Annotated in this window: 28 protein-coding genes; 23 read left to right on the top strand and 5 right to left on the bottom strand. The window is 62.7% G+C overall.

The genetic code is table 11. The features are described 5' to 3' along the window. The first annotated feature begins 16 nt into the window (after positions 1-16). The 10 genes from Q3Y64_RS03375 (at position 17) to Q3Y64_RS03330 (ending at position 5,648) form a co-directional block, all read left to right on the top strand. Complete coding sequence (locus Q3Y64_RS03375; protein WP_101943600.1) at positions 17-376, top strand: hypothetical protein; 360 nt, start codon at positions 17-19, stop codon at positions 374-376. Beyond that, positions 373-1,512, top strand: coding sequence for a cysteine desulfurase family protein (locus Q3Y64_RS03370; RefSeq protein ID WP_303560118.1), 1,140 nt, complete (start codon positions 373-375; stop codon positions 1,510-1,512). The genes Q3Y64_RS03375 and Q3Y64_RS03370 overlap by 4 nt, the downstream gene beginning before the upstream one ends. Positions 1,513-1,538: 26 nt before the next feature. Continuing rightward, on the top strand, positions 1,539-1,754 hold the full coding sequence (nifT, locus tag Q3Y64_RS03365) for a putative nitrogen fixation protein NifT (RefSeq protein WP_101943597.1): 216 nt from the start codon (positions 1,539-1,541) through the stop codon (positions 1,752-1,754). After that, a complete protein-coding gene (locus Q3Y64_RS03360; protein ID WP_216821767.1) occupies positions 1,751-2,017 on the top strand; it encodes a hypothetical protein in 267 nt (88 codons plus the stop codon). The genes nifT and Q3Y64_RS03360 overlap by 4 nt, the downstream gene beginning before the upstream one ends. 17 nt (positions 2,018-2,034) lie before the next feature. Further along, positions 2,035-3,183, top strand: a complete 1,149-nt coding sequence (locus Q3Y64_RS03355) for a DegT/DnrJ/EryC1/StrS aminotransferase family protein (protein WP_303560117.1) — start codon at positions 2,035-2,037, stop codon at positions 3,181-3,183. A gap of 33 nt (positions 3,184-3,216) precedes the next feature. Continuing rightward, positions 3,217-4,053 (top strand): SIR2 family protein, encoded by an 837-nt coding sequence (locus Q3Y64_RS03350; RefSeq protein ID WP_101943592.1) that lies wholly within the window; start codon positions 3,217-3,219, stop codon positions 4,051-4,053. A gap of 18 nt (positions 4,054-4,071) precedes the next feature. After that, positions 4,072-4,368 carry a 2Fe-2S iron-sulfur cluster-binding protein gene (locus tag Q3Y64_RS03345; protein WP_101943590.1) on the top strand — a complete coding sequence of 99 codons (297 nt, stop codon included), beginning with the start codon at positions 4,072-4,074 and terminating at the stop codon, positions 4,366-4,368. A 132-nt stretch (positions 4,369-4,500) separates the two neighbouring features. Further along, positions 4,501-4,743: a hypothetical protein gene (locus tag Q3Y64_RS03340; protein ID WP_101943589.1), complete on the top strand. Its 243-nt coding sequence runs from the start codon at positions 4,501-4,503 to the stop codon at positions 4,741-4,743. Positions 4,744-4,905: 162 nt separating this feature from the next. Beyond that, on the top strand, positions 4,906-5,280 hold the full coding sequence (locus Q3Y64_RS03335) for a hypothetical protein (RefSeq protein WP_101943587.1): 375 nt from the start codon (positions 4,906-4,908) through the stop codon (positions 5,278-5,280). Positions 5,281-5,297: 17 nt separating this feature from the next. Next, a complete protein-coding gene (locus Q3Y64_RS03330) occupies positions 5,298-5,648 on the top strand; it encodes a hypothetical protein (RefSeq protein WP_303560116.1) in 351 nt (116 codons plus the stop codon). An 86-nt stretch (positions 5,649-5,734) separates the two neighbouring features. Here the strand turns inward: Q3Y64_RS03330 and Q3Y64_RS03325 are convergent, their stop codons facing one another. Together Q3Y64_RS03325 and Q3Y64_RS03320 are read right to left on the bottom strand one after the other, a co-directional pair. After that, the gene (locus Q3Y64_RS03325; protein ID WP_303560115.1) at positions 5,735-6,742 is read right to left on the bottom strand and encodes an aldo/keto reductase; all 1,008 of its coding nucleotides are present in this window, start codon (positions 6,740-6,742) and stop codon (positions 5,735-5,737) included. Positions 6,743-6,800: 58 nt separating this feature from the next. Further along, positions 6,801-7,406 carry a TetR/AcrR family transcriptional regulator gene (locus tag Q3Y64_RS03320; protein WP_303560114.1) on the bottom strand — a complete coding sequence of 202 codons (606 nt, stop codon included), beginning with the start codon at positions 7,404-7,406 and terminating at the stop codon, positions 6,801-6,803. Between the two features lie 166 nt (positions 7,407-7,572). On the opposite strand from Q3Y64_RS03320, the gene Q3Y64_RS03315 reads away from it, so the two are divergent. The 6 genes from Q3Y64_RS03315 to Q3Y64_RS03290 all read left to right on the top strand — a co-directional run bounded on the left by Q3Y64_RS03315 (position 7,573) and on the right by Q3Y64_RS03290 (position 13,587). Next, positions 7,573-8,361 (top strand): SDR family oxidoreductase, encoded by a 789-nt coding sequence (locus tag Q3Y64_RS03315; RefSeq protein WP_303560113.1) that lies wholly within the window; start codon positions 7,573-7,575, stop codon positions 8,359-8,361. Between the two features lie 207 nt (positions 8,362-8,568). Further along, positions 8,569-9,369 carry an SDR family oxidoreductase gene (locus Q3Y64_RS03310; RefSeq protein WP_303560112.1) on the top strand — a complete coding sequence of 267 codons (801 nt, stop codon included), beginning with the start codon at positions 8,569-8,571 and terminating at the stop codon, positions 9,367-9,369. Between the two features lie 65 nt (positions 9,370-9,434). After that, entirely contained in the window at positions 9,435-10,511 is a 1,077-nt protein-coding gene (locus Q3Y64_RS03305; RefSeq protein WP_303560111.1) for an alkene reductase, read from the top strand. A gap of 41 nt (positions 10,512-10,552) precedes the next feature. Then, on the top strand, positions 10,553-11,365 hold the full coding sequence (locus Q3Y64_RS03300; RefSeq protein WP_303560110.1) for an oxidoreductase: 813 nt from the start codon (positions 10,553-10,555) through the stop codon (positions 11,363-11,365). 72 nt (positions 11,366-11,437) lie between these two features. Beyond that, positions 11,438-12,424, top strand: a complete 987-nt coding sequence (locus tag Q3Y64_RS03295) for an MDR family oxidoreductase (RefSeq protein ID WP_303560109.1) — start codon at positions 11,438-11,440, stop codon at positions 12,422-12,424. 161 nt (positions 12,425-12,585) lie between these two features. Continuing rightward, positions 12,586-13,587: an NADP-dependent oxidoreductase gene (locus Q3Y64_RS03290; RefSeq protein WP_303560108.1), complete on the top strand. Its 1,002-nt coding sequence runs from the start codon at positions 12,586-12,588 to the stop codon at positions 13,585-13,587. A 412-nt stretch (positions 13,588-13,999) separates the two neighbouring features. Here Q3Y64_RS03290 and Q3Y64_RS03285 read toward each other — a convergent pair whose 3' ends face one another. Continuing rightward, positions 14,000-14,908, bottom strand: coding sequence for a pirin family protein (locus Q3Y64_RS03285; protein ID WP_303560107.1), 909 nt, complete (start codon positions 14,906-14,908; stop codon positions 14,000-14,002). Positions 14,909-15,081: 173 nt separating this feature from the next. On the opposite strand from Q3Y64_RS03285, the gene Q3Y64_RS03280 reads away from it, so the two are divergent. The 3 genes from Q3Y64_RS03280 to Q3Y64_RS03270 all read left to right on the top strand — a co-directional run bounded on the left by Q3Y64_RS03280 (position 15,082) and on the right by Q3Y64_RS03270 (position 17,282). Then, a complete protein-coding gene (locus Q3Y64_RS03280; protein ID WP_303560106.1) occupies positions 15,082-15,783 on the top strand; it encodes a pirin family protein in 702 nt (233 codons plus the stop codon). A 40-nt stretch (positions 15,784-15,823) separates the two neighbouring features. Then, positions 15,824-16,234 carry a DoxX family protein gene (locus tag Q3Y64_RS03275; RefSeq protein ID WP_101943564.1) on the top strand — a complete coding sequence of 137 codons (411 nt, stop codon included), beginning with the start codon at positions 15,824-15,826 and terminating at the stop codon, positions 16,232-16,234. A 103-nt stretch (positions 16,235-16,337) separates the two neighbouring features. Beyond that, positions 16,338-17,282, top strand: a complete 945-nt coding sequence (locus tag Q3Y64_RS03270) for a LysR family transcriptional regulator (protein WP_303560105.1) — start codon at positions 16,338-16,340, stop codon at positions 17,280-17,282. 347 nt (positions 17,283-17,629) lie between these two features. Here Q3Y64_RS03270 and Q3Y64_RS03265 read toward each other — a convergent pair whose 3' ends face one another. Continuing rightward, positions 17,630-19,834, bottom strand: a complete 2,205-nt coding sequence (locus Q3Y64_RS03265) for an OsmC domain/YcaO domain-containing protein (RefSeq protein WP_303560104.1) — start codon at positions 19,832-19,834, stop codon at positions 17,630-17,632. Positions 19,835-20,278: 444 nt separating this feature from the next. Beyond that, on the bottom strand, positions 20,279-21,238 hold the full coding sequence (locus tag Q3Y64_RS03260) for a LysR family transcriptional regulator (protein ID WP_303560103.1): 960 nt from the start codon (positions 21,236-21,238) through the stop codon (positions 20,279-20,281). 129 nt (positions 21,239-21,367) lie between these two features. Here Q3Y64_RS03260 and Q3Y64_RS03255 point away from each other — a divergent pair, with 129 nt between their 5' ends. From Q3Y64_RS03255 to Q3Y64_RS03240, 4 genes are all read left to right on the top strand, one after another. Next, on the top strand, positions 21,368-22,516 hold the full coding sequence (locus Q3Y64_RS03255) for an iron-containing alcohol dehydrogenase (protein WP_303560102.1): 1,149 nt from the start codon (positions 21,368-21,370) through the stop codon (positions 22,514-22,516). Positions 22,517-22,593: 77 nt separating this feature from the next. Continuing rightward, the gene (locus Q3Y64_RS03250) at positions 22,594-23,004 is read left to right on the top strand and encodes a cupin domain-containing protein (protein ID WP_303560101.1); all 411 of its coding nucleotides are present in this window, start codon (positions 22,594-22,596) and stop codon (positions 23,002-23,004) included. Then, positions 23,001-24,392, top strand: coding sequence for an MFS transporter (locus Q3Y64_RS03245; RefSeq protein WP_303560100.1), 1,392 nt, complete (start codon positions 23,001-23,003; stop codon positions 24,390-24,392). The genes Q3Y64_RS03250 and Q3Y64_RS03245 overlap by 4 nt, the downstream gene beginning before the upstream one ends. Before the next feature lie 22 nt (positions 24,393-24,414). Continuing rightward, on the top strand, positions 24,415-25,083 hold the full coding sequence (locus Q3Y64_RS03240) for an oxidoreductase (protein ID WP_303560099.1): 669 nt from the start codon (positions 24,415-24,417) through the stop codon (positions 25,081-25,083). The last annotated feature ends 22 nt before the right edge of the window (positions 25,084-25,105 follow it).

Raw genomic sequence — 25,105 nt, 5'->3', positions numbered from 1 at the left:
GGCGCGAGTCAGGCACATGGCCGTGGCCCGCTTGCCCAGCCTCCTCAAGCCGGCGAATCCACTCGTCAGCGAACGGGAGCTCACGCGCCGGCGCATCGCCCGTGCGCTGGGTGAGCGCAAGCGCTACCGCTACGTGAAACCCGCTGTCACCACCACTGAGGAAGGCTGGCTGATCACCAGCCCCTGTTGCTCGCGCAATGTGGATCCGGACGGTGGCGTAATCGATATCGCCCGCCTCAGCCGGCATGAGGGTGAATGGAGCCTGCTGGCGCGGGATGCAAGCCGCAGTGGCTGGCTCATCCACGCCACCGCCACCCGGCTCGAGGCATTGCTGAAGATCCTGTGTGAAGACGAGGAAAGGGTGTTCTGGCCATGATTTATCTCGACAACAACGCCACCACCCGCCCGCTGCCCGAAGTCGTGGACGCCATGACCGCCGCGCTGGCCTGCTGGGGCAACCCCTCCTCCAAGCACACCCTCGGCGAAGAGGCCAAGCGCCTCCTCGCCGGCGCCCGCGCCCAGGTGGCCGCACTGGTCGATGCCCAGCCGGTGGAGCTGATTTTCACCAGCGGCGCCAGCGAATCCAATCACCATGCCCTGCTCGGCGCACTGCGCCGCCCGGGTGCGCCTCAACGCGTGATTCTCTCGGCCATCGAGCACTCGGGCTACCTGAAGTCCGCCCTGCAACTGCGCCAGCAAGGCGTGGAGGTGGTGTTGCTGGATGTGGATGGCGCCGGCCGGATCCGCCCCGAAGCCCTCCAGCACGCGCTGCATGAAGATGCTGCGCTGGTTTCGGTGATGGCCGCCAACAACGAAACCGGGGTGCTCCAGCCGGTTGAAACCCTGGCCGAGCTGGCACGCGGCCGCGGCGTGCCAGTGCATGTGGATGCCACCCAGATGGTGGGCAAGCTGCCCCTGAGTTTCTCGCGCTGGCATGTGGACCTGGTGTCTTTCTCGGCGCACAAGTTTCATGGCCCCAAGGGTGTGGGCGCCCTGCTGATCCGCAAAGGCCTCAGCTGGCCGGTGCTGCTGGGTGGCCAGCAGGAGCGGGCTCGCCGGGGCGGCACCGAAAACCTGCCTGGTATCGCCGGCTTCGCAGCGGCCGCGCGCCACGCCATGGCCAGCCAGGTGGCCGAAGCTGCTCGCCTCGCCAGCCTGCGCGAAGGCCTTGAATCGGTGCTGGCAAGGATTCCCGGCTGCGTGATCCATGGCCGCGCCGCACGCCGCCTGCCTAACACCACCAGCCTCAGCATCGCCGGCCTGTCCGCCGACAAGATCCTCGGCGAACTCGCCCGTGCCGGCATCTGTGCATCCTCCGGCGCCGCCTGCTCCTCGGGCGGCTCAGACCCCTCGCATGTGCTGCTGGCGATGGGCGTTGAACCCGCACTGGCGCTCGGTGCGGTGCGCCTTTCACTGGGCAGCGATACCGAAGCCCACCAGCTTTCACGCCTTGCCGAAGTACTGCAGGGCATGTGCCATTCACAGCCCATGCCGGCAGCCGCCCTCGGCTAACACACTCACCACGGGAGCACGCCACCATGAAAGTCATGATCCGCAAGAACGCCAAGGGCGAACTCTCCCTCTACGTCCCCAAGAAGGACCTCGAAGAGCCCATCGTGTCGATGGAACGCCCAGAAATGTGGGGCGGCATGGTCACCCTCGGCAATGGCTGGGAAATGGCTCTGCCTGAGATGGCTGCAGACACCCGCCTGCCGATCACGGTGGAGGCCAAGCGTCTGTCGGGAGAAGCATGATGGCCATCACTGCCGAACAACTCACCCAGGTCGCCCGCCTCACCCTCGCCGCCGAAAGCCTCGGCGCCGCCGTGAGTGCAGTGCGCACCACACTGCCAGGCCTGCGCGTTTCATCGGTCGATGCCATGGACATGAAGCATGAAGAGCCCGCGCTGAACATCGGCGAGCGCGCCCTGTTCCTGATGGAAAGCGATGGCCACTGCTGGTCGGTAACGCGCGATCCGGCGCTCGCGGCCGGCATCGTCCTCACCCAGAAAATGTAAGCCAGAGGAGTCTGAGCATGGACAGCGACTGGATCCCCCTCTCGGTAGCCGACACCGCCGAGCGCGAAACGCAGCTGGTGCAGCACGCCCTGCTCTCGGGCCATCTGTCCAGTGGCAGCATGGTTGAAGCCTTCGAATCAGTGTTTGCCGATTTTCACGAGCGCAAGTATGCGGTAGCGGTCTCCAGCGGCATGGCGGGCGCCTGGATGGCGCTGCGGGCACTGGGGATCGGACCTGGCGACGAAGTCATTGCCAGCGCCTACAGCTGGCATCACCTTGCGCACGCAATCGTCCACGTCGGCGCGACCCCGGTGCTGGCGGATATCGACTACTGGTCTGGTTGCCTCTCGCCCACCAAGGCCGCCGAAAAGATCGGCCCGAAAACCCGCGCCATCCTGGTCAACAACTGCAACGGGCATCCGGCGGCGTGGAACGAATTCCGCGCCCTGGCCGATCAGCACGGTCTGAGCCTGATCGAGGACTCCTCCGAGGCCATCGCCTCGCGCTATTACGACGACATGGTCGGTAGCTTCGGCGACATTTCGATCTTCGATCTCTCACAACCGCTGGCGATTTCCTGCGGCGAAGGCGGCATGGTGCTCACCGACGATGCCCGCCTGGCTTCCGAGCTGCGCTATTTGCGCTCGCACTCGCTGGCCGACCGGATGTCCGTCTCGGTGGGCAGCCGCGTGCCGCTACAGGCCTGCCTGAGCGATATCGCGGCTGCCGTCGGCATCGCCCAGCTCGAGCGCATCTACGAGATTCTGGCGCGGCGCAAGCAGGTCGAAACCCTCTATCACCAGATCATGCAGACCTTCGAAGGCATCAAGCCGCCCTACATCGCTGAGGGCGTCACCGAAGTGCACTGGATGCTCTACGTGGTGCACCTGGGCAAGCGCTTCACGGCCAGCGCGCGTACCCAACTCATCGAGGATCTGGACGACGAGGCGGTGGAAGTGGCCGCCTACAGCCGGCCCCTGCACCAGCAGTTCCACTACGCCAGCTACGGCTACGCCAAGGGCCAGCTTTCCAACACCGAGCGCATCGCCGATCGTTCCCTGGCCCTGCCCTTTCACAGCTTCCTGGACGAGGACGAAATCCGTTTCGTCGTCGGCACCCTCAAGGATGCTGCCACCAACGTCGGCGCTGGCGTGCCGATCTATTGAGATCCGCCCTTCCATTCTCCCGAGGACACAGCCATGACGCTCCCTACCGAACTCGAAGCCAGCCTGCGCGCCGGCACCCTGATTCCCTACCTCGGGCCAGACGTGCTCTCGCTCGCGCCGGACTACGCCGTACCCAACACCCCGGAAGCCCTGGTGGCGCTTCTCACTGCCAAGGTTTCGGTGCCACACAAGATCCGCACCCGGCTCACTCAGTCCGCCCAGTTCATCGAAAACTTCAAGCATCGCAAGACCCTGATCGACCAGATGAACGCCGCCTTCCTTGCCGAGCCGGTGCCCTCACCCTTTCATCACTGGCTCGCCGCCCAGGGCTTCCCGCTGATCGTCGATACCTGGTATGACGAAGCCATGGCCCGCGCACTGCAGGACAAGGGGGTGAAATGGGGCGAAGTCCAGGGCCTGTCGCAGTCCGAACACTTCGGCACCTGGACCGGCTGGTACGACGGCAACGGCAATGCCGTACCCGAACGCGCGCCGGAATGGAAAACCCTGCTCTACAAGCCCATCGGCAGCAGCAGCCCGGCGGCCAACTACCTCGTCTCCGATACCGATTACGTTGAAGTACTCACCGAGATCGATATCCAGACCCCGATCCCGGCCGAAATCCAGGGGCTGCGCACAGGCAAGAATTTCCTCTTCGTTGGCTGCCGTTTCAACGATCAGCTCACCCGCAGCTTCGCGCGCCAAATCATGAAGCGCTCCTCGGGTCAGCACTGGGCCGTGATGCCCGAAGAGCTCACCCGCATGGAGAAACTCTTCATCGCCGAGCAGAACATCACCCGTATTCCGCTTCCCCTTGCCGAGTTCGTCGCCCAACTCACGGCGAGCACGGCTGAACTTCAAGCTGCCTAACCCTCAAGGAGCCCTGTCATGCCCGTTCTGACCCTCATGCCCTCCGGCAAGACCGCCGAAGTCCCCTCCGGCACCGTCCTGCTCTCCACCATCCTTGCCAGCGGTGAAAAGCTCGGCTGTACCTGTGGTGGCACTGGCGGCTGCGAAGCCAGCCACGTCTTCGTGCTCGAAGGGCGCAAGAGCCTCTCCAAGGCCGAACGCCCCGAGCACGCCACCCTCGATGGCCTGGTCGGTGTCAGCTCCAAATCGCGTCTGGCCTGTCAGGCCAAGATGGGCGAAGAGGATGTAACGATCGAAATTCTCAGCTTCATGTGAAACATATCCGGGAAGCTACTGCGCGACTCAATCCTGATTGAGTGCTGCTCAACGCATGTTCGTCTGCGCTTCCCGGACGCGTTCTGCCCCGGCTGAAAACAAAAATACCAACCCCGACAGAGAGAACCCATCATGAGCTACGACGCTATCAAGGCCGATCGCCAACTGTGCACTGGCTACCGCAAAGGCGGCCAGGCTGCAAAGTGCAACGGCCAGCTGTATCGCTGCACCGCCTGCTCCACCACCGGCTGCCGCCAGACTTATGTTGAAGGCTGTTCCGAACAGGCTTTTGATGTGAACTGGAAGTGCACGAAATGCGGCGCCCTCAACCAGAAGGAAGGCCCGCTGAATTTCGTCAATCGCATCGGTGCCTGAAGGGCTTGAAGGTCTGGCCTCATGCTTGCGCAGGGCCGGCCCTTGAACTCGATCAGAAGCGCTTTCAGCCGGCAGAGCCCGCACGTCAAAGAGGTATTGCCGCCTGAGGCCACAACGGCGGTCGAGCCTCGGCAGGATCACCTCACACCCGGAACCCGGATCATGAACGCCCCCGCCAATGCCCTCTTCAATGCCGCCACCCTCGCCAACATCGAAGAGGCCGGTAGCTCTGTGCTGATTCTGGCTGAAGGGCTGGAGAAGGAAGAGCTGCTCCACTCGCGCATCACCCGCGTCGAAGCCACGCGCCTGCTGCAGGTGCTGGCGGAATGCCTCGCGCAACTGCCCCCCGAACTGCATGAGGCCATGCCGGAGCTGGCCTGGGATGGCTGGCGCAGCACCGCCCGCCAATTGCGACAAACCGGCCAGCCTTGCGACGAAGCGCTGTGGTTTGCCGTGCTCTCGCTGGTCCCGGCCACCCTGATGTGGCTGCGTACCTATCGCCACAACCAGCCGGAGCTGTTCAGCTTCGCCGCCTGAGATTCCGGAGTCTCCCGATGTCCCGCACCTGCCGCATCCGTCTCGCTAGCGTGCCCACCCCTGCCGAGCTGCAGAGCGGCCTGAAAGCACTTGGCTACAAGCTGAATCTCGAAGGCCTGGACCTTGCCAGTGCCAGCGGCTTCCAGGGCTGCGTGCTCGATGGTGAAGATGCCGGTTTCTCGGTGACCCAGGAAGGTGATGGCCTCAGCCTGCGCTGGACAGGCGATCCGCGCGAGCACTGCGCCGCGCTGATGGTCGCCTCAGCCCTGCAAAAGCTCAGTGAAGCCGAAATCTGCCTCGGCTCCGGCGCGCCCCTAAGCGCCGCGACGCTCCACAGCCGCGTGCTCGAATTGCTGGACGAGATGTAATTCAAGCTGCACTTGCTTGCAGCCTGAATTACACCACCTGGGCCAATTGAAACCAGGCCACTCAGGACATGCCTGAACGCGCAAACTCAGGCCACAGCGCGTTCGGCAGCCGCCTCGGCCCAGGGAATGGGGCTTCTTGCTGGCGCTGAAGACTGCAGGCTGCTCACCGCATCGAGGCGAGCAATCTGCTCGGCCGACAGGTTGAGCGTCAGCGCGCCGAGGTTGTCGCTGAGCTGCGCCAGCGAACGCGGCCCGAGGATCGGCACCGCGCCGTGGGTGCCGGCCCAGGCAATGGCGACCTGGCCGGGGCTGGCGTTCAGTTCGCCCGCAATGGCCAATACGGTGTCGAGAATCTGCGTGCGTTGCGCGGAGTTCTCTGCCTGGAAGACCCGGCCGCCGAAGCCTTCGGCGCGCCCTTTTTCACCTTGCCGGTACTTTCCGGTCAGCATGCCGCCGCCCAGCGGCGACCAGGTCACGATGCCCAGATCCAGTGCGTGCGAAGCCGGGAACAGATCGGCCTCCGGTTCGCGATGGACCAGGCTGTGTTCGAACTGCGCGGCTGCAATGGGCACTGCGCGGCTCAGTTCGGCCAGGGTGACGGCGCGAGCCAGGCGCCAGGCGGGAAAGTTCGACAAACCCGCATAGAGAATCTTGCCTGCGCGGGCCAGATCCTCGAAACCGCGGACGATCTCTTCGATCGGCGTGATGCCATCTGGATGATGCGCCCAGTAAATGTCGATCCGGTCGGTCTTGAGGCGCTTGAGGCTGGCCTCCACGGACGCGACCATTGCCTTGCGGCTGTTGCCGGTCACCAGGCGGTTGGCATCGGGCGCGGCGCCATTGGTGAATTTGGTGGCGAGCACGAAATCCTCGCGTCGCCCTTGCAGGAGCTTGCCGAGCAGTTCTTCAGACTGGCCGAACTGGTAGGCGTCCGCCGTGTCGATGAAGTTGCCGCCTGCCTCGACGTAGGCGTTGAAGACGGCCTCCGCGACATCCGGGTCTGCCCCGTGGCCCCAGCCGGTACCGAAGTTGCCGGTGCCCAATGCGACTTGCGACACGCGCAGGCCGGTCTTGCCGAAAGCGGTGTATTTCATGTGCTGATTCCTTGCTGAAAGAGGTGTTCAGGATCGACTGCGGCGGCTGCCGCAGTCTTCAAGCGTCAGGCTCGTGCCCCGGCGCGTTTTCTGCGCTCGGCGTATTCAGTGAGGCGAGGATCCGGTCGCGGCACACCGCGAGGATTTCGTCGGCCAGTGGCGCGTCGTCCGGGCAGGCACGCGATATGACGACGGCGCCTACCACTTGGGCCAGAATAGCTAGATGCCGTGCCCGCTCCGCGCTCGTGCCTGCCGCATTCGGCAAAGAAGGCCCGGCGTTCAGCACCGCCAGCTGGCGCTCGATGCCGGTCACAAAAGCGGCCCGAACTGCTTCTGGCTGACGCGCGGCGTCCCCACTCAAGGCTGCGATCGTACAGCCGGTGGCATGGGCATCACGGTGCTCGCGTGAGAGATAAGTCTGCACAAACTCCGCGATGTCTGCCCCAACCGACAAGGCGCTCTGGGCGAAGCTGCAAGCCGCCGACTCTGCCATCAGATCGGTCTTGGAGCCAAAGTTCTTGTAGAAGCCGCCGTGGGTGAGGCCGGCGGCGGCCATCAGATCGGCTACGCCGACGCCGTCGTAACCGCGCTCCCGAAACAGGGTGGCGGCCGTTTCAACCACGCGCGCCCGGTTGGCTTGCGCCTGTGCCTTGGTGACTTTCATGTCCGTTCCATGTGAATGCCTGTCTGCATGAACGTCAATATACATTGATGATGTTCGTAATCAAAGCATTGACATTTAAGATTATGATCATCATCATTGATGCATGCCCAAAGCCTGCATCCGGCGAACGGCCTGCCCCCAACGACTCATCCCAAGGAAAGAACCCATGAACAAGCTTCCGACAGTCCTCATCACCGGCGCCTCCAGCGGCATCGGCGCCACCTACGCCGAGCGCTTTGCCCGCCGTGGTCACGACCTCGTGCTCGTCGCTCGCGACGAAACGCGTCTGAACGCGCTGGCCGCGCGTCTACATGAGGACTGCGGTGTCGCCGTCAATGTGCTGCAAGCCGATCTGACCCAGCCCGCTGATCTCGCCACGCTCGAAACCCGCCTGCGTGATGACGAAAGCATCGGCATCCTGATCAACAACGCAGGCATGGCTCAGTCGGGCGGCTTCGTGCAACAGAGCCCAGAGAGTATCGAGAACCTGATCGCACTCAACACCACGGCGCCGACGCGGCTCGCCGCTGCGGTTGCTGCGCGCTTTGCGCGGTCTGGCAGTGGCGCAATAGTCAATATCGGCTCGGTGGTGGGTTTGGCGCCCGAGTTCGGCATGTCGATCTACGGCGCGACCAAGGCCTTCGTGCTGTTCCTGTCGCAAGGCCTGCATCTGGAGCTCTCGCCCCAGGGCGTCTATGTGCAAGCGGTGCTGCCGGCGGCGACCCGTACCGAGATCTGGGAGCGCGCCGGCATCGACGTCAACACCCTGCCCGAGGTGATGGAGGTGGGCGAGCTGGTCGATGCAGCGCTGGTGGGCTTTGACCGTCGCGAGCTGGTCACGATTCCGCCGCTACATGTGGCGGAACGCTGGGATGCACTGGAAGGCGCCCGCCAGGGCTTGCTGGGAGATATCCGCCAGGCACATGCCGCTGAACGCTACCAACTGCGGGCATGAGCCGCGAGCACCTGTGAGGCCGCGCTGCCCACAGACCTGTCTTTGGGCAGACAGCCGATCCGCATCCTTTATTTCGATGCGTGCCATGGCGGATATCCCAACTTCATGCCGGCTCCGCGCCAATCACGCTTGCATTACCTGCCCAGCAAGTCAGACACGAACATTTCGCAGATCACTCACCAAGCCCACTTAACTAGAAAGTCATCCATGACAAACCCCAACACCTCAAAAACTGCCCTGATTACGGGAGCCTCTTCCGGCATCGGCGCCGTCTACGCAGATCGCCTCGCAGCGCGTGGATATGACCTCATTCTTGTCGCCCGCCGCGCTGACCGCCTGGAGGCCCTCTGTGCGCAGCTCACAAAAACGCACGGCATCAAAGCCGAGCCCGTTGCGGCCGATTTGACCAAGGATCAGGATCTGGCGCGCATCGAAACGCTGCTGGCCAGCCGTGAGGATGTGCAAGTGCTGGTCAATAACGCCGGCATTGCGCGCTTGGCGCCTGCGGCCCAGACCTCTGCGAATGACGCGCTGAGCCAGATCGCCCTCAACATCACCGCCCTGACACGCCTGACGCAAGCAGCCGTGCCGGCCTTCGTCGCAAGGAAGCAGGGGCTGATCATCAACATCGCGTCCGTCCTGGCGGTCCACTCGCTGCCCATCAGCGCCATCTACAGCGGCACCAAGGCCTATGTCCTGCAATACAGCCGAGGCCTGCAGCAGGAATTGGCCGAAACCGGGGTAAAGGTTCAACTGGTTTTGCCCGCGTCCACCGCCACCGAACTCTGGGACTTGTCGGGCGTTCCGTTGGCAGCCCTCAACAAAGACACCCTGATGACGACCGAAGACATGGTCGACGCGGCACTCGCGGGTCTGGATCAAGGCGAAACCATCACCTGGCCATCGGTGGCCGATGCCAGCCTGTGGGACAAGTACGACGCCGCGCGCGCCGCACTGTTCGCAAGCACCCAAGCGGGCAAGCCGGCCCCTCGTTACAACATTGCTTGATTCCAGCGAACTGACTGTTGCTGCGCTTAGCTTCTTCTCCTATTCCATTTTTCCAAGGACACACCATGCTTTTCGATGCCTTCCAACTTCGTTCCACGCCGCTCAGCAATCGCATCGTGATGGCGCCACTCACGCGCAGCCGCGCGAGTGAAGACAACATCCCGACCAGCCTGATGGCCGCCTACTACGCCCAACGCGCGAGCGCCGGTCTCATCATCACGGAAGGCACCTCGCCGTCACCCAATGGCTTGGGCTATGCCCGGATACCGGGTCTGTTCAATGACGCTCAGGTACAAGGTTGGAAGTTGGTGACCGACGCGGTACATGCCAAGGGCGGCAAGATCGTCGTACAACTGATGCATACCGGCCGGGTGTCTCACCAGGCCAACCTGCCTGCCGGTGCCGAGGTGCTGGGGCCTTCGCCCGAAACCTGCCCTGGCGAGATGTGGACCGATACGCAAGGCAGCCAGCCGCATACGCCGCCGCGCCCCATGACCGAGTCCGACATCCAAGCCGTCATTGGCGAATACGCCACCGCCGCGCGCCTTGCCATCCAGGCGGGTTTTGACGGCATCGAGTTGCATGCCGCCAACGGTTACTTTCTCGAACAGTTCCTCAACGCCAACATCAACCGCCGCACCGATGGTTATGGCGGCACGGCTGAAGGGCGCAACCGCCTGGTGCTCGAAGTCGCCCGCGCTGCAGTGAAAGAGATCGGTGCCGAGCGCGTCGGCATCCGCCTGTCGCCCCACGGCGTGGTCAACAGCGCCGGCGCATTCGACGGCGTGGATGAACAGTACCTGGCGCTGGTGAAGCAGCTCTCGGCACTGGGCCTCATGTATGTCCACGTTCTGGACCATTCCGCGATGGGTACCCCGCCGGTTCCGGCGAAGCTGAAGGCCGATCTGCGGGCTGCGTTCGACGGCCCCTTCATCCTCGCCGGTGGGCTCGACAAAGCCAGTGCCGAACAGGCCTTGAGCGACGGCCTCGCCGATCTGACAGCCATGGGCAGGCCCTTCATCGCCAACCCCGATCTGGTCGAGCGCATGCGCCAGGACGCAGCCTTGAATGCGCCGATGCCGGACACGTTCTACACGCCCGGCGCCAAGGGCTATACGGACTATCCGACGCTGGCGGCTTGAACCTCAAAGATTACTGGCAGAAAACACTCAGGAGCTTTTCCATGCAGACAAACAAACGCGTCGCCCTCGTCACGGGCGCTTCCTCGGGCATCGGCGAAGCCGCCGCCCTCAAGCTCATTGCTGCCGGCTACAAGGTGTACGGCACCAGCCGGCGCGGTGCCCAGGCGGGCCAGCGCGCCTTTCCGATGCTGGCGCTGGATGTGACCGACGACGCTTCGGTCAAGGCCGCCATCGACGAACTGCTGCGGCTGGAGGGGCGCATCGATCTGCTGGTCAACAATGCCGGCTTCGGTCTTGGGCCGGCGGCAGCGGAGGAAAGCTCGATTGATCAGGTGCGGGCGCTGTTCGAAACGAATGTGTTTGGTGTGGTGCGGGTCAGTAATGCGGTCTTGCCCACCATGCGCAAGCAGGGCAGCGGCCGCATCCTAAACGTAGGCTCCGGGCTGGGGATCATCCCGGCCCCCTTCAACGCCCATTACGCAGCCACCAAGCATGCCCTCGAAGGCTATTCCGAATCGCTCGATCACGAAGTGCGCGGCTTCGGCGTGCGCGTCGCGGTCATTCAACCGGGCGTGACCCGCACCGCATTCGATGCCAGCGTGACCCCTTCCGATCGACCGCTGGCCGCCTACGAAGCCAGCCGTGAGAAGTATCTCGTCGCCTTTGAGAGCGCAATGCGCGCTGCGGACAGCGCCGAGAGCGTAGCCGACACCATCGTGCTGGCCGCCAATCGCCAGACGCCGCTGCTGCGCTACCCCTCCGGCAAGGTCGCACGCCAGGGCGCGTTCGCTCGCCGCTTCCTGCCGCGCGGTTTCTTCGACAAGGTGCTGCACAAGCAATTTGGTTTGGGCTAAGCCACCCCGGGCTTCACTGAACACCGGCATTCGCCTGACCCGCATGGTTCCACGCACACAGGAAAAACGATCATGAGTTTCAAAGCGCTACTGGCCAGCAAGGTCGGCGACACGATTTCCACCGCCCTGGTCGACTTCGACGAGGCCGAGCTGATGCCCGGCGACGTCACCGTCGCGGTCGACTATTCGACGGTGAACTACAAGGATGCGATGGCGCTGAGTGGCCGCGCGCCGGTGATCCGCCAGTTTCCGCTGATCCCCGGCATCGACTTTGCCGGTGTCGTGGAAAGCTCCGCGCATCCGGGCTTTGCAGTGGGCGACCGCGTGCTGGCCAATGGCTGGGGCCTGAGCCAGACGCATCACGGCGGCTTTGCCCAGAAGGCGCGCGTCAGCGGCGACTGGCTGGTCAAAGTGCCCGAGGTTTTTTCAACCCGCGACGCCATGGCCATCGGCACGGCGGGCTACACCGCGATGCTGTCAGTACTCGCGCTGGAGCATGCAGGCGTCACGCCGGAGCAAGGCGATGTGCTTGTCACGGGTGCCAGCGGCGGCGCCGGTTCCATTGCCATCGCCTTGTTGTCCAGACTGGGTTATCGGGTGGTCGCGTCGACCGGGCGCCTGGACGAAGCGGACTACCTGCGCGAACTGGGCGCGGCCGAGGTCATCGACCGCCGCAGCCTGTCCGAACCGAATGCACCGATCGGCAAGGAGCGCTGGGCCGGCGCGATCGATTCGGTGGGTAGCCACACCCTGGCCAACGTGCTCGCGCAGACCCGTTATCGCGGCGCCGTGGCGGCTTTCGGGCTCGCCCAGGGCGCGGATCTGCCCGGTTCGGTGCTGCCCTTCATCCTGCGCAACGTAACCCTGGCCGGCATCGATTCGGTCAATGCGCCGCAAGACGTGCGCGTGCAGGCCTGGGCGCGTCTGGCCCAAGATCTGGAGCCGGGCAAGCTCGCCCGCGCGACGCAGATCGTTGGCCTGGCTGAAGTGCCTAAGCTTGTAACCCCCGTGCTGCTCGGCCAGGTGCGCGGCCGCACGGTCGTGGACGTCAACGCATGACCGACCTGCCCAAGGAGGCGAAAACGCCTGCCTGGGGCAGGATGAGCAAGCGGATTCGCGGCACGCAACTATCCTGAATCAACCGATCACCCACGCCTTGCGCCGGGCTGTTTTCAGCCCTGCCGCGCGAGCGACCCAATCCACATCGAAAAGAGCACAACATGAAAGCACTCACCTTCAAACGCTACGGCAAGTCTCCCGAAATCGGCTTCATCGAACTTCCCCGCCCCACGCTCAAGCCCGACGAAATGCTGGTCGAGGTGCATGCTGCCGGCCTGAACCCGATCGACAACATGATCCCCACCGGCATGTTCAAGCCGGTGCTGAAGTTCCAGTTGCCAGCCACCGTCGGCAGCGATCTCGCCGGCGTGGTGGTCGAAGTCGGCAGCCGGGTGACGCGCTTCAAGAAAGGCGACGCCGTTTTTGCCAGCCTCTTCGATCTGGGGCTCGGCTCGCTCGCAGAATTCGCCGTGGTGCCGGAGCGCGTGGCGGCACTGAAGCCGGAGAATCTGGACTTCGTGCAGGCGGCCTCGATTCCGATGGTCGGGCTGACCTCTTGGCAAGCCTTGAAAGAGCGCGCGCGCGTTCAGAAAGGGCAGAAAGTGTTCATCCCGGCCGGCGCCGGCGGGATCGGCAGCTTCGCGATCCAGTTGGCCAAGCACTTCGGCGCCAAGGTCGGCAGCACGACCAGCACTGGCAATGTGCAGCTGGTCAACAGTCTCGGCGCAGACGAGGTGATTGATTACAAGAAGCAGCAGTTCGAGAAAGTGCTGCGCGGCTACGACATGGTGCTGGGTACGCTCCGGGATGAAGAACTCGAAAAAGCCATCGACACGCTCAAGCCCGGCGGCAAGATCGTTTCGCTTGTTGGGCCGCTCGATGCGGCCTTCGCCCGCGCCCGCGGCCTGAACTTCGTGCTGAAGTTCGTCTTCGGCCTGATGAGCCGCAAGATCATGCGGCTTGCGGCCAAGCGGGAGGCTTCCTATTCCTTCCTGTTCGTGCGCCCCGATGGCGGGCAGTTGTCCGAAATCGGCGCCTTGCTCGGCGCGGAACGCATTCGGCCGGTGATCGACAAGGTGTTTCCGTTTGCCGAGGCCAAAGAGGCGCTCGAATACCTGGCCCAAGGTCGCGCCAAGGGCAAGATCGTGGTGCGACTGAAATGAATGGTTGATGAATCGGCCTCTCGCTCATCAAAGGCGATTATTTAAAGTCGGGCCGCTCTAGCGGCCTGACTGGCGATCGCTGAGAGCCGGTATGCAATCGTAGCGGCCTGTTCATCTACCAAGTGTTGTGCCCAGAACGGCAAGTATCCAAGCAAAGAAGCCAAACGCGCTAACAGCGCTGCTCACGATCTTTTGGAAATCCTAGACTGGCTGGATGAGGAAAAGATACCCGAGCGGCATCAGCAAAGAGGCGTTTGAGCAGATACAGCCGATTCTCGAAAAACACGGAGCGTCAGCTCAATACCGGTCTCCAGATAATGCAAATATCATTCCAAACCTTGCTGCTGAAAAGATCGTGAACAGCTTCTAAGTCAATGCCTTCCGCACCCATCCTGCTACGGCATGGCTTGCCTCATTGCGCCCAAGGAATTTTCGGTGGTGCGATGCGCCGCCCCTCCCCTCCTTCGACCTCGCCAAAACGTGCAGCTCCCGCCTCCCAATCGGCCTGGGCCTGGGCAACATAAGGCTTGGAGTAGCCAACGAAATTCCACCACATGGTGATCGGTGTTTCGAGCGGTTCCCCTCCCAGCAGCAACGCTCGTGATCCCGCGGCCATCTCCAGCTCGAGCTGATTCAGACCTTTCCCCATATACGCAAATTCGCCAGCGCTGAAGCTTTGCCCGGCCAGCCTCAGCTCACCTTCAAGGGGCAGCAAGGCGTACTCGAAATCACTGCGCAGGGGCAGCACAGCGTGGGCATGCCCTTCGCTCCGGATGTCCACTCCGAGCAAGGGCGAATGCACCCTGACCGGTGCCGAGCGGCCGCCAAAATCGCCCACCAGCAGGGTCAGGCCCAGGCCCTGCTCCAGCCAGCCGGGCAGATCGGGGTAATGCTCGAAGGCCGGCACGATATCGATCTGCTCTGGCGGCAAGGCAATCCACAGTTGCGCCGCATGCAGCGTGCTGGCACCCAGCACAGAGTCTTCGGTGTGGGAAATGCCACGCCCAGCAGTCATCAGATTCACCTGCCCCGGGCGGATGATCTGCTCCGAGCCCAGGCTATCGCGGTGCAGGATTTCGCCCTCCATCATCCAGGTAAAGGTTTGCAGGGCCGTATGCGGGTGAGCGCCAACGTGCAGCCCCTCCTCCTTGCCAAAGTGCACCGGGCCGATGTGATCGAGGAAACACCAGGCTCCCACCATGCGCTGCTCGCGTGTCGGCAGTGCACGCCGGATGCTCAAACCCGCGCCCAGTTCGGCACTGCGCAGGGCGATACGGGTGATCGGTGAAGGCGAATCCTGATTTGCGTGCGATTCAGACATACGACGCTCCTTGGCAAGCTTTCACGAAGCCTAGCGCAAGACGCTGGCGAGCTGCGCGCCGGAAAATCAATCATTCAATTATTCTGAATGATGGCAACAAAATCATTGCATCCAGTCAGAGTAATTGAGGATTAAAGTCACTCCATCGCCACTGCATCACTCAGGAGACAGACATGCTGACCCTTCGCAAATCCCAGGACCGCGGCCACGCCGATCACGGCTGGCTCAAAAGCCAACACTCCTTCTCTTTTGCCGACTACTACGATCCGGCCCACATGGGCTGGGGCAATCTGCTGGTCATCAATGAAGACCGCATCGCCCCCGGCACTGGTTTCGGCACCCACGGCCACCGCGACATGGAAATCATCAGCTATGTGATCTCCGGAGCCCTGGCGCACAAGGACAGCATGGGCAACGGCACGGCCATCCTGCCCGACGAAGTCCAGCGCATGAGCGCCGGCAGCGGCGTGCGCCACAGCGAGTTCAACCATGCCGCCGATGCCACCACGCACTTCCTGCAGATCTGGATCCAGCCCAACGAGAAAGGCATTACCCCCGGCTATGAACAGAAGCATTTCGCCTCCGACGAAAAGCGCGGCCGCCTGCGCCTGATCGCCTCATCGGATGGTGCTGAAGGCTCGGTCACGATTCATGCCGATGCCACGCTAAGGGCAGGCTTTTTCGACGCAGAGGAACGGGCGGAGCTGGCACTCGACCCCGCTCGCAAGGCTTATGTTCATCTGGTCCGCGGTAGCCTCACGGTCAACGGCGTACGCCTGAACGCCGGTGATGCGGCCCGCCTCGAAGCTGAAAGTCTGATCGTCCTGTCCGCAGGCCAGGATGCCGAAGTACTCGTGTTTGATCTGGCCGCCTGAAGGCGTGCCGCTCTCGTCTTCACTCAAAAAGGAAACCATCATGTTCAAGACTCTGCAAAACCCGCTCTCCTTCGCCTCCCGTCTTCTGCTGGCAGCGCTTTTCCTGCCCGCAGGCATCGGCAAGCTCACCGGCTTTGCCGGCACCGTCGGCTATATCGCCTCCGTCGGTCTGCCGCTGCCAGCCGTGGGCGCAGCGCTCGCCCTGGTCGTCGAAATCGTCGGCAGCCTGGCCCTGATCGCCGGCTTCGGCACCCGCATCGCAGCACTGGTGCTGGCGGCTTTTACCCTGGTGGCCTCGTTCTTCTTTCACGCTTACTGGGCAGTTCCGGCAGACCAGCAACTCGTAGTGCAATTGTTGTTCTTCAAGAACATCGCCGTGGTCGGTGGTCTGCTGAGCGTAGCGGCCTGGGGCGCTGGTGGCTGGAGCCTGGACGCACGCCGCGAAGCCTGATCGGTGCAACAACCAGCCCTCCGGCTTGCCGGAGGGCTTCATCGCTTGCAGCAGCGCACCCCGTAATGGCAGCATTCAAAAAAATTGAGCGTTTGAAAACCTTATGCCAACTCCTCGTGATGTGCTGACACCCGCATCGCTCCACCTGCTGCAGTTGATTGCCGACACCGGGAGTTTCGCCGCTGCCGCCCGTGCCAGCGACATGGTGCCCAGCGCCCTCACCTATCGGGTCCGCCAGATCGAGGACGCGCTGGATGTGCTGCTGTTTGATCGCAGCTCCCGCCAGGCCCGGCTCACCCCGGCAGGCGCCGAACTGCTGCGTGAAGGCGCAAGCCTCCTGGCCGGCATCGACGCAGTGGCCAATCGCGTCAAACGCGTCGCCACCGGCTGGGAGCCCCAGCTGACCATCGCGGTGGACAGCATCATTGATCGGAGCACGGTGATGGAATTGTGTTCAGGCTTCCTGAGCCTGAATCCTCCTACCCGGCTCAAGCTGCGCGCTGAAACCCTGTCCGGCACGCTGGCCGCACTGAGTTCCGGGCAAGCTGACCTGGCCCTCGGCGTGGTAATGGATCAGCAACCACGCCCCGGCCTGTTACGCGAGTCACTGGGCGTCGTGCGCTTCGTGTTTGCGGTCGCCCCGCACCACCCTCTGGCACAGGTTCCAGAACCTCTTTCCGACGACATCATCCGCCAGCACCGGGCCGTCGCGATCGCGGACTCCATCCAGCACGGAGACAGCCTGAGCATCGGCCTGCTCACCGGTCAGGATGTCTTCACGGTAGCCGACTTGCCTGCCAAGGTGGACGCGCAGATCCGTGGCCTGGGCGTAGGGTTCCTGCCGACCTGCCTAGCGCAGAACTACATCGACACCGGCCGGCTGGTCGTCAAGCGCGTGGAGCGGGCGGAGCAGCAGATCCAGTCCAGCTACGCCTGGCGCAAGGCTGGCCAGGCAGAACAAGGGCGCGCCTTGCAATGGTGGCTCGAACAACTCCAGGCGCCACTGACGCGGGCCGCGCTGCTCGGGGTACGCAGCAGGCGGGTCTGATCGCCCGCTGCGGGCGTTTTGAGCAAGTCAGATACGCACCAGGGCAAACGCCAGAATTAATAGTTCAGCCGCGCTGTGGCTTCAAAGGCAGTGCCAGCGATCGGGCCATGCGGTTTTACAGTAAGACCATGAACCTAGAGGCTATTCATGGTCTTACTGCGTAGATCGTGCCCCCTCTAAAGCCGGAGCACATCACTTTCTACGAATCCGTACGGCGCATTTCGTCGGAAAGCAGGTGATGAACCTGCTTTTTGCTACAACTGCCCTGCCCTGTCAGAGCGCGAAGCAAGGTCGCCCCCTAGTCCCAAACGGACTTATGCCAGGCGGAAGGCTATGGTCTCTCGATCCTAACCGGGTAAAGCCGCGCTACGAGCTCGCGCCGAGTGCAGCTTCTTGTAGCTGTCGATCAGGCGCTGGTGTCGATCAAGGCCTTCCAGCTTCATGCTCGTGGGCGTCAAACCGAAGAAGCGCACGCTGCCGTCCACCGAGCCCAAAGCTGCATTCATACGCGCATCGCCAAACATGCGCCGGAAATTCTGCTCGTAGTCGGCAAGTTCCAGCTCGTCGTCCAGAACGACCTCCAGCACCACGTTCAGAGCCTGATAAAACAAGCCGCGCTCGACCGTGTTTTCGTTGTACTGCAGCCAGGCTTCCACCAGCTCTTTCGCTTCGTCGAACTGCTGCAAGGCGAGACGAATCAGCAGCTTCAGCTCCAGAATCGTGAGCTGCCCCCAGTCCGTGTTCTCGTCGAACTCGACGCCGATCAGGGTGATGATGTCGGTGTAATCATCCAGTTCGCTGTCTTCCAGCCGTTCCAGCAGCGCTTCCAGGCTGGCGTCGTCCAGGCGATGCAGGTTCAGGATGTCGGCGCGGAACGCCAGCGCTTTGTTGGTGTTGTCCCAGATCAGGTCCTCGACCGGGTAAATCTCGGAATAGCCCGGCACCAGGATACGGCAGGCCTTGGCGCCGAGCTGGTCGTACACCGCGACATACACCTCCTTGCCCATGTTCTCGAGAATCCCAAAAAGGGTCGTGGCTTCATCGGCGTTGGAACTTTCACCGTGGCCGGAGAAATCCCACTCGACGAATTCATGATCGGCCTTGGCGCTGAAGAAGCGCCAAGAGACCACGCCGCTGGAATCGATGAAGTGTTCGACGAAGTTGTTAGGCTCGGTCACCGCATTGCTCTCGAAAGTGGGTTTGGGCAGATCGTTCAGGCCCTCAAAGCTGCGGCCCTGTAGCAGCTCAGTGAGGCTGCGTTCCAGCGCCACTTCGAAACTCGGGTGGGCGCCAAAAGACGCGAAGACTCCCCCCGTGCGTGGGTTCATCAGGGTGACGCACATCACCGGAAACTCTCCGCCCAGCGAGGCATCCTTCACTAACACCGGGAAACCCTGCTTCTCCAGTGCTTCGATGCCGGCGACGATGCCGGGGTACTTCGCCAGTACCTCTTGGGGGACATCCGGCAGCGCGATTTCGCCTTCGAGAATTTCGCGCTTCACCGCCCGCTCGAAGATTTCCGATAGGCATTGCACCTGCGCCTCGACCAGCGTATTGCCAGCACTCATGCCATTGCTGAGGAAGAGGTTGTCGATCAGGTTGGTGGGAAAATACACCACCTCACCATCGCTTTGCCTCACATAGGGAAGACAGCAGATGCCACGTTCGGTATTGCCGGAGTTGGTGTCGAAGAGATGCGATGCACGTAGCTCGCCATCGGCGTTGTAAATTGCGAGGCTGTAGTCATCGAGCATGCCTTTTGGCAGCGCATCGCGGCGCCCCGGCTTGAACCAGCGCTCTTCCGGGTAATGCACAAAGGCTGCATTGGCGATGTCTTCGCCCCAGAACTGGTCGTTGTAGAAGTGATTGCAGCTCGCGCGCTCGATGTATTCACCCAGCGCCGAGGCCAGGGCACTCTCCTTGGTCGCGCCCTTGCCATTGGTGAAGCACATCGGAGAGTGCGCATCGCGGATATGCAGTGACCAAACGTTCGGCACCAGATTTCGCCAGGAGGCGATCTCGATTTTGATGCCCAGGCCAGCAAGGAAGGCCGACATGTTGGAGATGGTTTCTTCGAGTGGCAGATCCTTGCCCGGAATAAAAGTACGTGCTTCGGAGTCCGGCTTCAGCGTAAGCAGCGCCTGCGCATCGGCATCCAGATTTTCCACCTCTTCAATCACGAAGTCGGGGCCAGTCTGCACTACCCGTTTCACGGTGCAGCGCTCGATCGAGCGCAGGATGCCCTGGCGATCCTTGGCGGAGATGTCCGTCGGCAGCTCGATCTGGATCTTGAAAATCTGTTTGTAGCGGTCGTCCGGATCAACAATGTTGTTATGCGAGAGGCGGATGTTTTCGGTCGGGATATCGCGCGTGTCGCAATACAGCTTCACAAAGTAGGCCGCACAAAGGGCCGATGAGGCCAGAAAATAGTCGAAGGGCCCCGGCGCGGAGCCATCGCCCTTATAGCGGATAGGCTGATCGGCGATAACGGTGAAGTCATCAAACTTGGCCTCAAGGCGAAGCTTGTCGAGAAAATTGACCTTGATTTCCATGTGGGAATCCTGACGTAGCGTTCAAAACGAATTGGCCGCCATTATCGGGGTTTCACTGAAGAAATACCGCGCTTCGCAAGCGTTCAAGCGCAGTCACCGAGCGCTTGCGTGCATAGCTCGGTACTGCGGGCCGGTGCAGAGTCGGGTTGTGTTTCCAGCGATCTCACCCGCTGTGCTGACAGGCCCAGTCATGGCTCCATATGTTCATCCCAGTGCGGTGGTTTGTCCTGCGCCGAGGCGCGAAAACTATCCGGCGCCTACCGATCGCAAAGCAGCCCGCAATGCGTTCGCTATCGCACATACAGGTCTATTCAACAGGACAAGAAACAGACCTCGACACCATGCATTTCTTAGGCCCTGCTGGCTCTCGCTCATAGCGTGCAGAAGGCCTGAGTGCGGGTCGCTAAGTCAGGAAAGCGAACGCTGTGGCCAAGACCGGACAAGTCATGCTTCGGCAGGCCTTGCGCGGCTACTCGCGAGCTCCTCGGCGCTTAGAACAAAGTCCTTGCTGTCGCTAAGCCGGTCAACGGCCAGATCGATGAAGCGCCTCACCCGTGATGGGATGGCAGTACGGCTGCCGTAGTAAACATAGAGGCTGTAGTTGTCCGCCACATGCTCGACCAGCACGGGCACCAGCCTGCCAGCGCGGATGTAGGGGGCTGCAGTCGGCGCAGCAAGCTGGCCAATCACCTCGCCGGCGAGCACGGTCTGCAACTCCAGCATCTCGTCATTGGTACAGAAGACCGGGGCCACCGGCCACTCCTCCAGGCTATCTCCGATCTTGAGATGCCAGGGCACAAGACAACCGTTACCGGGATGACGGAATACGCTGCAGCGATGCTGGTTGAGGGCATGACGGTTTTCCGGTACGCCGTACTTGCGCAAATAGCTGGGGGCGGCGCAGATGACCAGTTGCATCGGAAACAGACGACGGGCGATCAGCCCTTCCTGCGGCGAGGCGCCGATGCGGAAACCCACGTCGACGCGATTTTCCACCCAGTTTCCAATGCGGTCGTCGAGTTGCACGTCCGGCTGAACTTCGGGATAGAGGCGAAGATATTCGTCCAGTACCGGGCTGATGACGGGCTGCAGCACCGAGCGCGGGCCAACGATGCGCAATGGCCCGGCAAAGTCTTCGCGCGTCTGGCGCACCGACAACAGCGCCTGCTGCAAGCCAAGCAAGGAGGGCTGTGCTGCTTCAAGAAAGCGCTGGCCCTCCTCTGTCAGCGACATGCTGCGTGTCGTGCGGTGAAACAGGCGTACTCCGAGGTACTGCTCTAATTGCCCCAGCGCCTTGCTGGCGGCCTGTGGCGTGATCTGCTGCGCCTCTGCAGCTTTGCTCAGACTGCCCAGTTCGGCGGTGCGGATGAAGGTGGTGATGGAGCGCAGCTCATTGATCGACATGGCAGCCAGAAGCGTTATTTACATCTTTTGGTTGTAAATCATTCAATCCATATCTGTCTAGTTTGATGTTTGTGCAGGGCCTAAAGTGCAGTCCATCAAACCAATCCTTCCATCCCTCAGGAGCGACACATGGACAACTTCACCTTCTTCAACCCGACCACCATCGATTTCGGCACCGACAAGGAACAGCAGATCGGCCAGCATCTGGCGGCGCACGGCATCAAGAAAGTGCTGCTGACTTATGGCAGCGAGCGCATCAAGCGCGATGGCCTCTTTGCCACCGTCACCAAGGGCCTCGCGGCACAGGGCATCGCCTTCGTCGAATTCGGTGGCATCGTCAGCAATCCGGTGATTTCCACGGTGCGCGAGGCGATTGCGCTGGCCCGCACCCATCAGGTCGAGGCCCTGCTCGCCGTGGGCGGCGGTTCGGTGCTGGACAGCTCCAAGGCGATTGCCGCCGGCGTGCTGCATGAGGGCGATGTGTGGGAACTCTTCTCCCGCGAAGCTTCCATCCAGGCTGCACTGCCAATCTTCAGTGTGCTGACCCTGGCCGCCACCGGCAGCGAGATGAACAACGGTGCGGTCGTCACCAACGAGGACACCAAGGAGAAGTTCGCCATCGGCTCGCCGCACACCTTCCCCAAGGTGTCGATCGTCAATCCGGCGCTGATGCAGACCGTGTCGCGCGATTACCTCGTGTATTCGGCGGCCGACATCATCGCCCACTCCATTGAGGGCTACTTCACCGCCAAGGTGCAGCCGCGCTTCCAGTCGCGCCTGGTCGAAGCCGTCATCAACACGGTGATCGAGACCACCGAGACCCTGCTGGTTGATCCAGCCGATTACGATGCCCGCGCCCAGTTCGCCTGGGCCTCCACGCAGGCGCTCAACGGCCTGACCTATGCCGGCACGGCCGGCTTCAGCTACCCGAACCACATGATCGAGCACTCGCTCTCGGCGCTCTTCAACGTGCCGCACGGCGCGGGCCTGTCGGTGATCATGCCGGCCTGGATGAAGTGGTATCACAGCCGCAATCCGGAGCAGTTCCAGCGTTTCGCCAAGGAAATCTTCGGACTGGAAACCGCCGAGCAAGGCATCGCCGCGCTGGAGAAATGGTTCGACAAGATCGGCACGCCGACCCGCCTGTCGCAACTGGGCATCACCGAGGCCGACCTGCCGGCGACCATCGACAACGTGCTCGGTAATGCCAAATGGTTCGGCATCGCCGAGATCTACACCCGCGATGTGGTGAGCCGCATTCTCAAGAGCGCCCTGTAAGCCCCCCGGCATCAGACGGTCAGCTCAAGCGACCGTCTGATTTACTCGACCATGAGCCGGATCGAAAGGAAACCCTCATGCATATCACGCGCAGCGGATCGCAGCCCTCCACGCAGGGCCCTGCCGACTATTTCACCGGCGCAGTGCGCGTCGACTACCTCTTCCTGCCCGAAGCGCCGGCGCGCACCTCCGGCGCCGCGGTGACTTTCGAGCCGGGCGCGCGCACGGCATGGCACAGCCATCCGCTCGGCCAGACCCTGATCGTGACCGCAGGCTGCGGCCAGGTTCAGCTTTGGGGCGGACCGGTCCAGGAAATCCACCCTGGAGACGTCGTGTCGATCGCTGCGGGCGAAAAGCATTGGCATGGCGCGAGCACCACTACCGCGATGACACATATCGCGATTCAGGAACAGCTCGACGGCAGCGCGGCGGACTGGCAGGAGCAGGTCAGCGATGCGCAGTATCTGGCCGGGCGAGCCAAAGAATGAAGCGCGTCACTCACCCGGGCATGGTGCTCGCCATCATCATGGCCAGCTACCTGATGATCGTGATCGACATCTCGATCGTGCTCACCGGCCTGCCGCGCATCCAGAGCTCGCTGGGCTTCACGCCGGCCAGCCTCTCCTGGGTGCAGAACGCCTACACCCTGGCCTTCGGCGGCTTCCTGCTGCTGGGGGCGCGGGCGGGCGACATCCTCGGCCGCCGGCGCATGTTCATTACCGGTCTGGCGATTTTCACGCTGGCCTCGCTGGCCATCGGCGCCGCGACTTCGCCGGCCTGGATGCTGACATTCCGCGCGGTGCAAGGCTTCGGGGCGGCCGTGCTGGCACCTTCCACGCTGGCGCTGATTTCAGTCTATTTCCCCGAAGGTCATGAGCGCACCCGGGCACTCTCCTGGTATGCCGCCGCTGCGGGCATGGGCGCCACGGTGGGACTGGTGCTGGGCGGTTTGCTGGCCGACCTGATCTCCTGGCGTGCCGGCTTCTTCATCAACCTGCCGATCGGCCTGCTGCTGATTCTGGGGAGCCTGCGCTACATCGAGGAAACACCACGCCATGCCGGCCAGTTCGATCTGGCGGGCGCGATCAGCTCCACGCTGGGCATGAGCGCGCTGGTCTTCGGCATCGTCGAAGCCGCCGAAGTCGGCTGGCATTCTCCCTGGTCTCACTCTGCGATGGCTGTCGGTGTGCTGCTACTGACGTTTTTCCTCTGGGAACAAAGCGGAGCCAGCCAGCCGGTGCTGCCGCTGCGCCTGTTTGCCGACCGCAGCCGCAACGCGGCCTACGCGGCGCGCCTGCTGTTCCTGGCCGGCATGGTAGGTTTCTGGTTTTTCACCGCGCAATACCTGCAGCGCGTGCTGGGTTTCAGTCCGATGCTGGCCGGCCTGGCCTTCGTGCCGGTGACGATTCCGCAGCTGTTCTCCTCGTTTTCCGTACCGCGTCTGATGCGTCGCTTCGGGCCACGCAGCGTGTTGTTCACCGGCCTGGCCTTGTGTGTGCTGGGACTGATCTGGCAGGGGCTTGCCGCGCCACAGCTTTCCTACCTTGCCGGCCTGCTTCTGCCGATGATCCTGATCGGCCTGGGCCAGGGCTGGGTGCTGGCACCGCTCACCATGGCCGGCGTGGCCGGGGTGGAAGCGCGTGATGCCGGCGCAGCTTCCGGCCTCGTGAACGTGGCCCACCAGTTTGGCGGTTCATTGGGGCTGGCGGTGCTGGTGGTGGTCTTCGCCAGTGGCGGCCAGATCAGTCACGACGCGGCCGATCTGGCCCAACGCACTGGCCGCACGCTGGAAGTGAGCGCGCTACTGGTCTTCCTGAGCCTGCTGATCTCGGCCCGTTTTCTCTTTGCGCGCGCGCCGCAAGTTCATACCAAGTAACAAATTCATTCAGGAGCTGGAAATGACAGATTCAAGCCACATCAGAGCACGGCGCGTAGCCATCGCAGGCACCTCCGGGCTGGTCGGGCAACACATCCTGCAAACGCTGCTGGCAGATGAAACGGTGAGCGAAGTACATGCGCTGGGCCGGCGGGGCCTGGCCATCAAACACCCGAAGCTGATTGTGCATCGGGTCGATTTCAAAGCCCTGCCCCCTCTTCCGCCAGTGGACGAGGTCTATCTGGCGCTCGGCACCACAATCGGGGACGCAGGCAGTCAGGCCGCCTTCCGCGCGGTGGATTTCGAGGCCAACCTGGCCGTCGCGCACGCCGCCCTTGCGGCAGGCGCAAGGCGCATTGCTCTAGTCAGTGCTGCAGGTGCAAATGCCGGCTCCCGCATGTTCTACAACCGCGTGAAAGGCGAGCTCGAACACGTGCTGGCTGAACTCGATACCGATGCGCTGCTCATCGCCCGCCCTTCGCTGCTGCTGGGTGATCGGGCGGTCATAGGGCAGAAGCCTCGCCTGGCCGAGAAAGTGACTGCAGCCGCATTCAGGCTGCTCGGACGCGCAATCCCGCTCGGCCTGCGTCCTGTTACGGCGCAGCGCGTTGCCCAGGCGCTGACTTCAAGCCTGCCCTCCGCGCGGGGCAGATCCGTACTGAGCTCCGCGCAGATCCAGACGGGTGCCTGAGATGCCGCACTTCCGCCTCAAG

Source organism: Uliginosibacterium sp. 31-12 (assembly GCF_030548425.1).
Classification (GTDB): Bacteria; Pseudomonadota; Gammaproteobacteria; order Burkholderiales; family Rhodocyclaceae; genus Uliginosibacterium; species Uliginosibacterium aquaticum.
The sequence above is the reverse complement of the archived record's forward strand: the minus strand, read 5'-3'. Positions and strand labels throughout refer to the sequence as shown.

What these genes read in the sequence shown, in the direction of transcription:
- Q3Y64_RS03270 (WP_303560105.1), top strand. Translation starts at nt 16,338, where the DNA reads ATGCCAACTCCTCGTGATGTGCTGACACCCGCATCGCTCCACCTGCTG.
- Q3Y64_RS03350 (WP_101943592.1), top strand. Translation starts at nt 3,217, where the DNA reads ATGACGCTCCCTACCGAACTCGAAGCCAGCCTGCGCGCCGGCACCCTG.
- Q3Y64_RS03315 (WP_303560113.1), top strand. Translation starts at nt 7,573, where the DNA reads ATGAACAAGCTTCCGACAGTCCTCATCACCGGCGCCTCCAGCGGCATC.
- Q3Y64_RS03280 (WP_303560106.1), top strand. Translation starts at nt 15,082, where the DNA reads ATGCTGACCCTTCGCAAATCCCAGGACCGCGGCCACGCCGATCACGGC.
- Q3Y64_RS03260 (WP_303560103.1), bottom strand. Translation starts at nt 21,238, where the DNA reads ATGTCGATCAATGAGCTGCGCTCCATCACCACCTTCATCCGCACCGCC.
- Q3Y64_RS03240 (WP_303560099.1), top strand. Translation starts at nt 24,415, where the DNA reads ATGACAGATTCAAGCCACATCAGAGCACGGCGCGTAGCCATCGCAGGC.
- Q3Y64_RS03305 (WP_303560111.1), top strand. Translation starts at nt 9,435, where the DNA reads ATGCTTTTCGATGCCTTCCAACTTCGTTCCACGCCGCTCAGCAATCGC.
- Q3Y64_RS03375 (WP_101943600.1), top strand. Translation starts at nt 17, where the DNA reads ATGGCCGTGGCCCGCTTGCCCAGCCTCCTCAAGCCGGCGAATCCACTC.
- nifT (WP_101943597.1), top strand. Translation starts at nt 1,539, where the DNA reads ATGAAAGTCATGATCCGCAAGAACGCCAAGGGCGAACTCTCCCTCTAC.
- Q3Y64_RS03300 (WP_303560110.1), top strand. Translation starts at nt 10,553, where the DNA reads ATGCAGACAAACAAACGCGTCGCCCTCGTCACGGGCGCTTCCTCGGGC.
- Q3Y64_RS03290 (WP_303560108.1), top strand. Translation starts at nt 12,586, where the DNA reads ATGAAAGCACTCACCTTCAAACGCTACGGCAAGTCTCCCGAAATCGGC.
- Q3Y64_RS03275 (WP_101943564.1), top strand. Translation starts at nt 15,824, where the DNA reads ATGTTCAAGACTCTGCAAAACCCGCTCTCCTTCGCCTCCCGTCTTCTG.
- Q3Y64_RS03325 (WP_303560115.1), bottom strand. Translation starts at nt 6,742, where the DNA reads ATGAAATACACCGCTTTCGGCAAGACCGGCCTGCGCGTGTCGCAAGTC.
- Q3Y64_RS03360 (WP_216821767.1), top strand. Translation starts at nt 1,751, where the DNA reads ATGATGGCCATCACTGCCGAACAACTCACCCAGGTCGCCCGCCTCACC.
- Q3Y64_RS03330 (WP_303560116.1), top strand. Translation starts at nt 5,298, where the DNA reads ATGTCCCGCACCTGCCGCATCCGTCTCGCTAGCGTGCCCACCCCTGCC.
- Q3Y64_RS03370 (WP_303560118.1), top strand. Translation starts at nt 373, where the DNA reads ATGATTTATCTCGACAACAACGCCACCACCCGCCCGCTGCCCGAAGTC.
- Q3Y64_RS03310 (WP_303560112.1), top strand. Translation starts at nt 8,569, where the DNA reads ATGACAAACCCCAACACCTCAAAAACTGCCCTGATTACGGGAGCCTCT.
- Q3Y64_RS03340 (WP_101943589.1), top strand. Translation starts at nt 4,501, where the DNA reads ATGAGCTACGACGCTATCAAGGCCGATCGCCAACTGTGCACTGGCTAC.
- Q3Y64_RS03345 (WP_101943590.1), top strand. Translation starts at nt 4,072, where the DNA reads ATGCCCGTTCTGACCCTCATGCCCTCCGGCAAGACCGCCGAAGTCCCC.
- Q3Y64_RS03295 (WP_303560109.1), top strand. Translation starts at nt 11,438, where the DNA reads ATGAGTTTCAAAGCGCTACTGGCCAGCAAGGTCGGCGACACGATTTCC.
- Q3Y64_RS03285 (WP_303560107.1), bottom strand. Translation starts at nt 14,908, where the DNA reads ATGTCTGAATCGCACGCAAATCAGGATTCGCCTTCACCGATCACCCGT.
- Q3Y64_RS03265 (WP_303560104.1), bottom strand. Translation starts at nt 19,834, where the DNA reads ATGGAAATCAAGGTCAATTTTCTCGACAAGCTTCGCCTTGAGGCCAAG.
- Q3Y64_RS03320 (WP_303560114.1), bottom strand. Translation starts at nt 7,406, where the DNA reads ATGAAAGTCACCAAGGCACAGGCGCAAGCCAACCGGGCGCGCGTGGTT.
- Q3Y64_RS03355 (WP_303560117.1), top strand. Translation starts at nt 2,035, where the DNA reads ATGGACAGCGACTGGATCCCCCTCTCGGTAGCCGACACCGCCGAGCGC.
- Q3Y64_RS03250 (WP_303560101.1), top strand. Translation starts at nt 22,594, where the DNA reads ATGCATATCACGCGCAGCGGATCGCAGCCCTCCACGCAGGGCCCTGCC.
- Q3Y64_RS03335 (WP_101943587.1), top strand. Translation starts at nt 4,906, where the DNA reads ATGAACGCCCCCGCCAATGCCCTCTTCAATGCCGCCACCCTCGCCAAC.
- Q3Y64_RS03255 (WP_303560102.1), top strand. Translation starts at nt 21,368, where the DNA reads ATGGACAACTTCACCTTCTTCAACCCGACCACCATCGATTTCGGCACC.
- Q3Y64_RS03245 (WP_303560100.1), top strand. Translation starts at nt 23,001, where the DNA reads ATGAAGCGCGTCACTCACCCGGGCATGGTGCTCGCCATCATCATGGCC.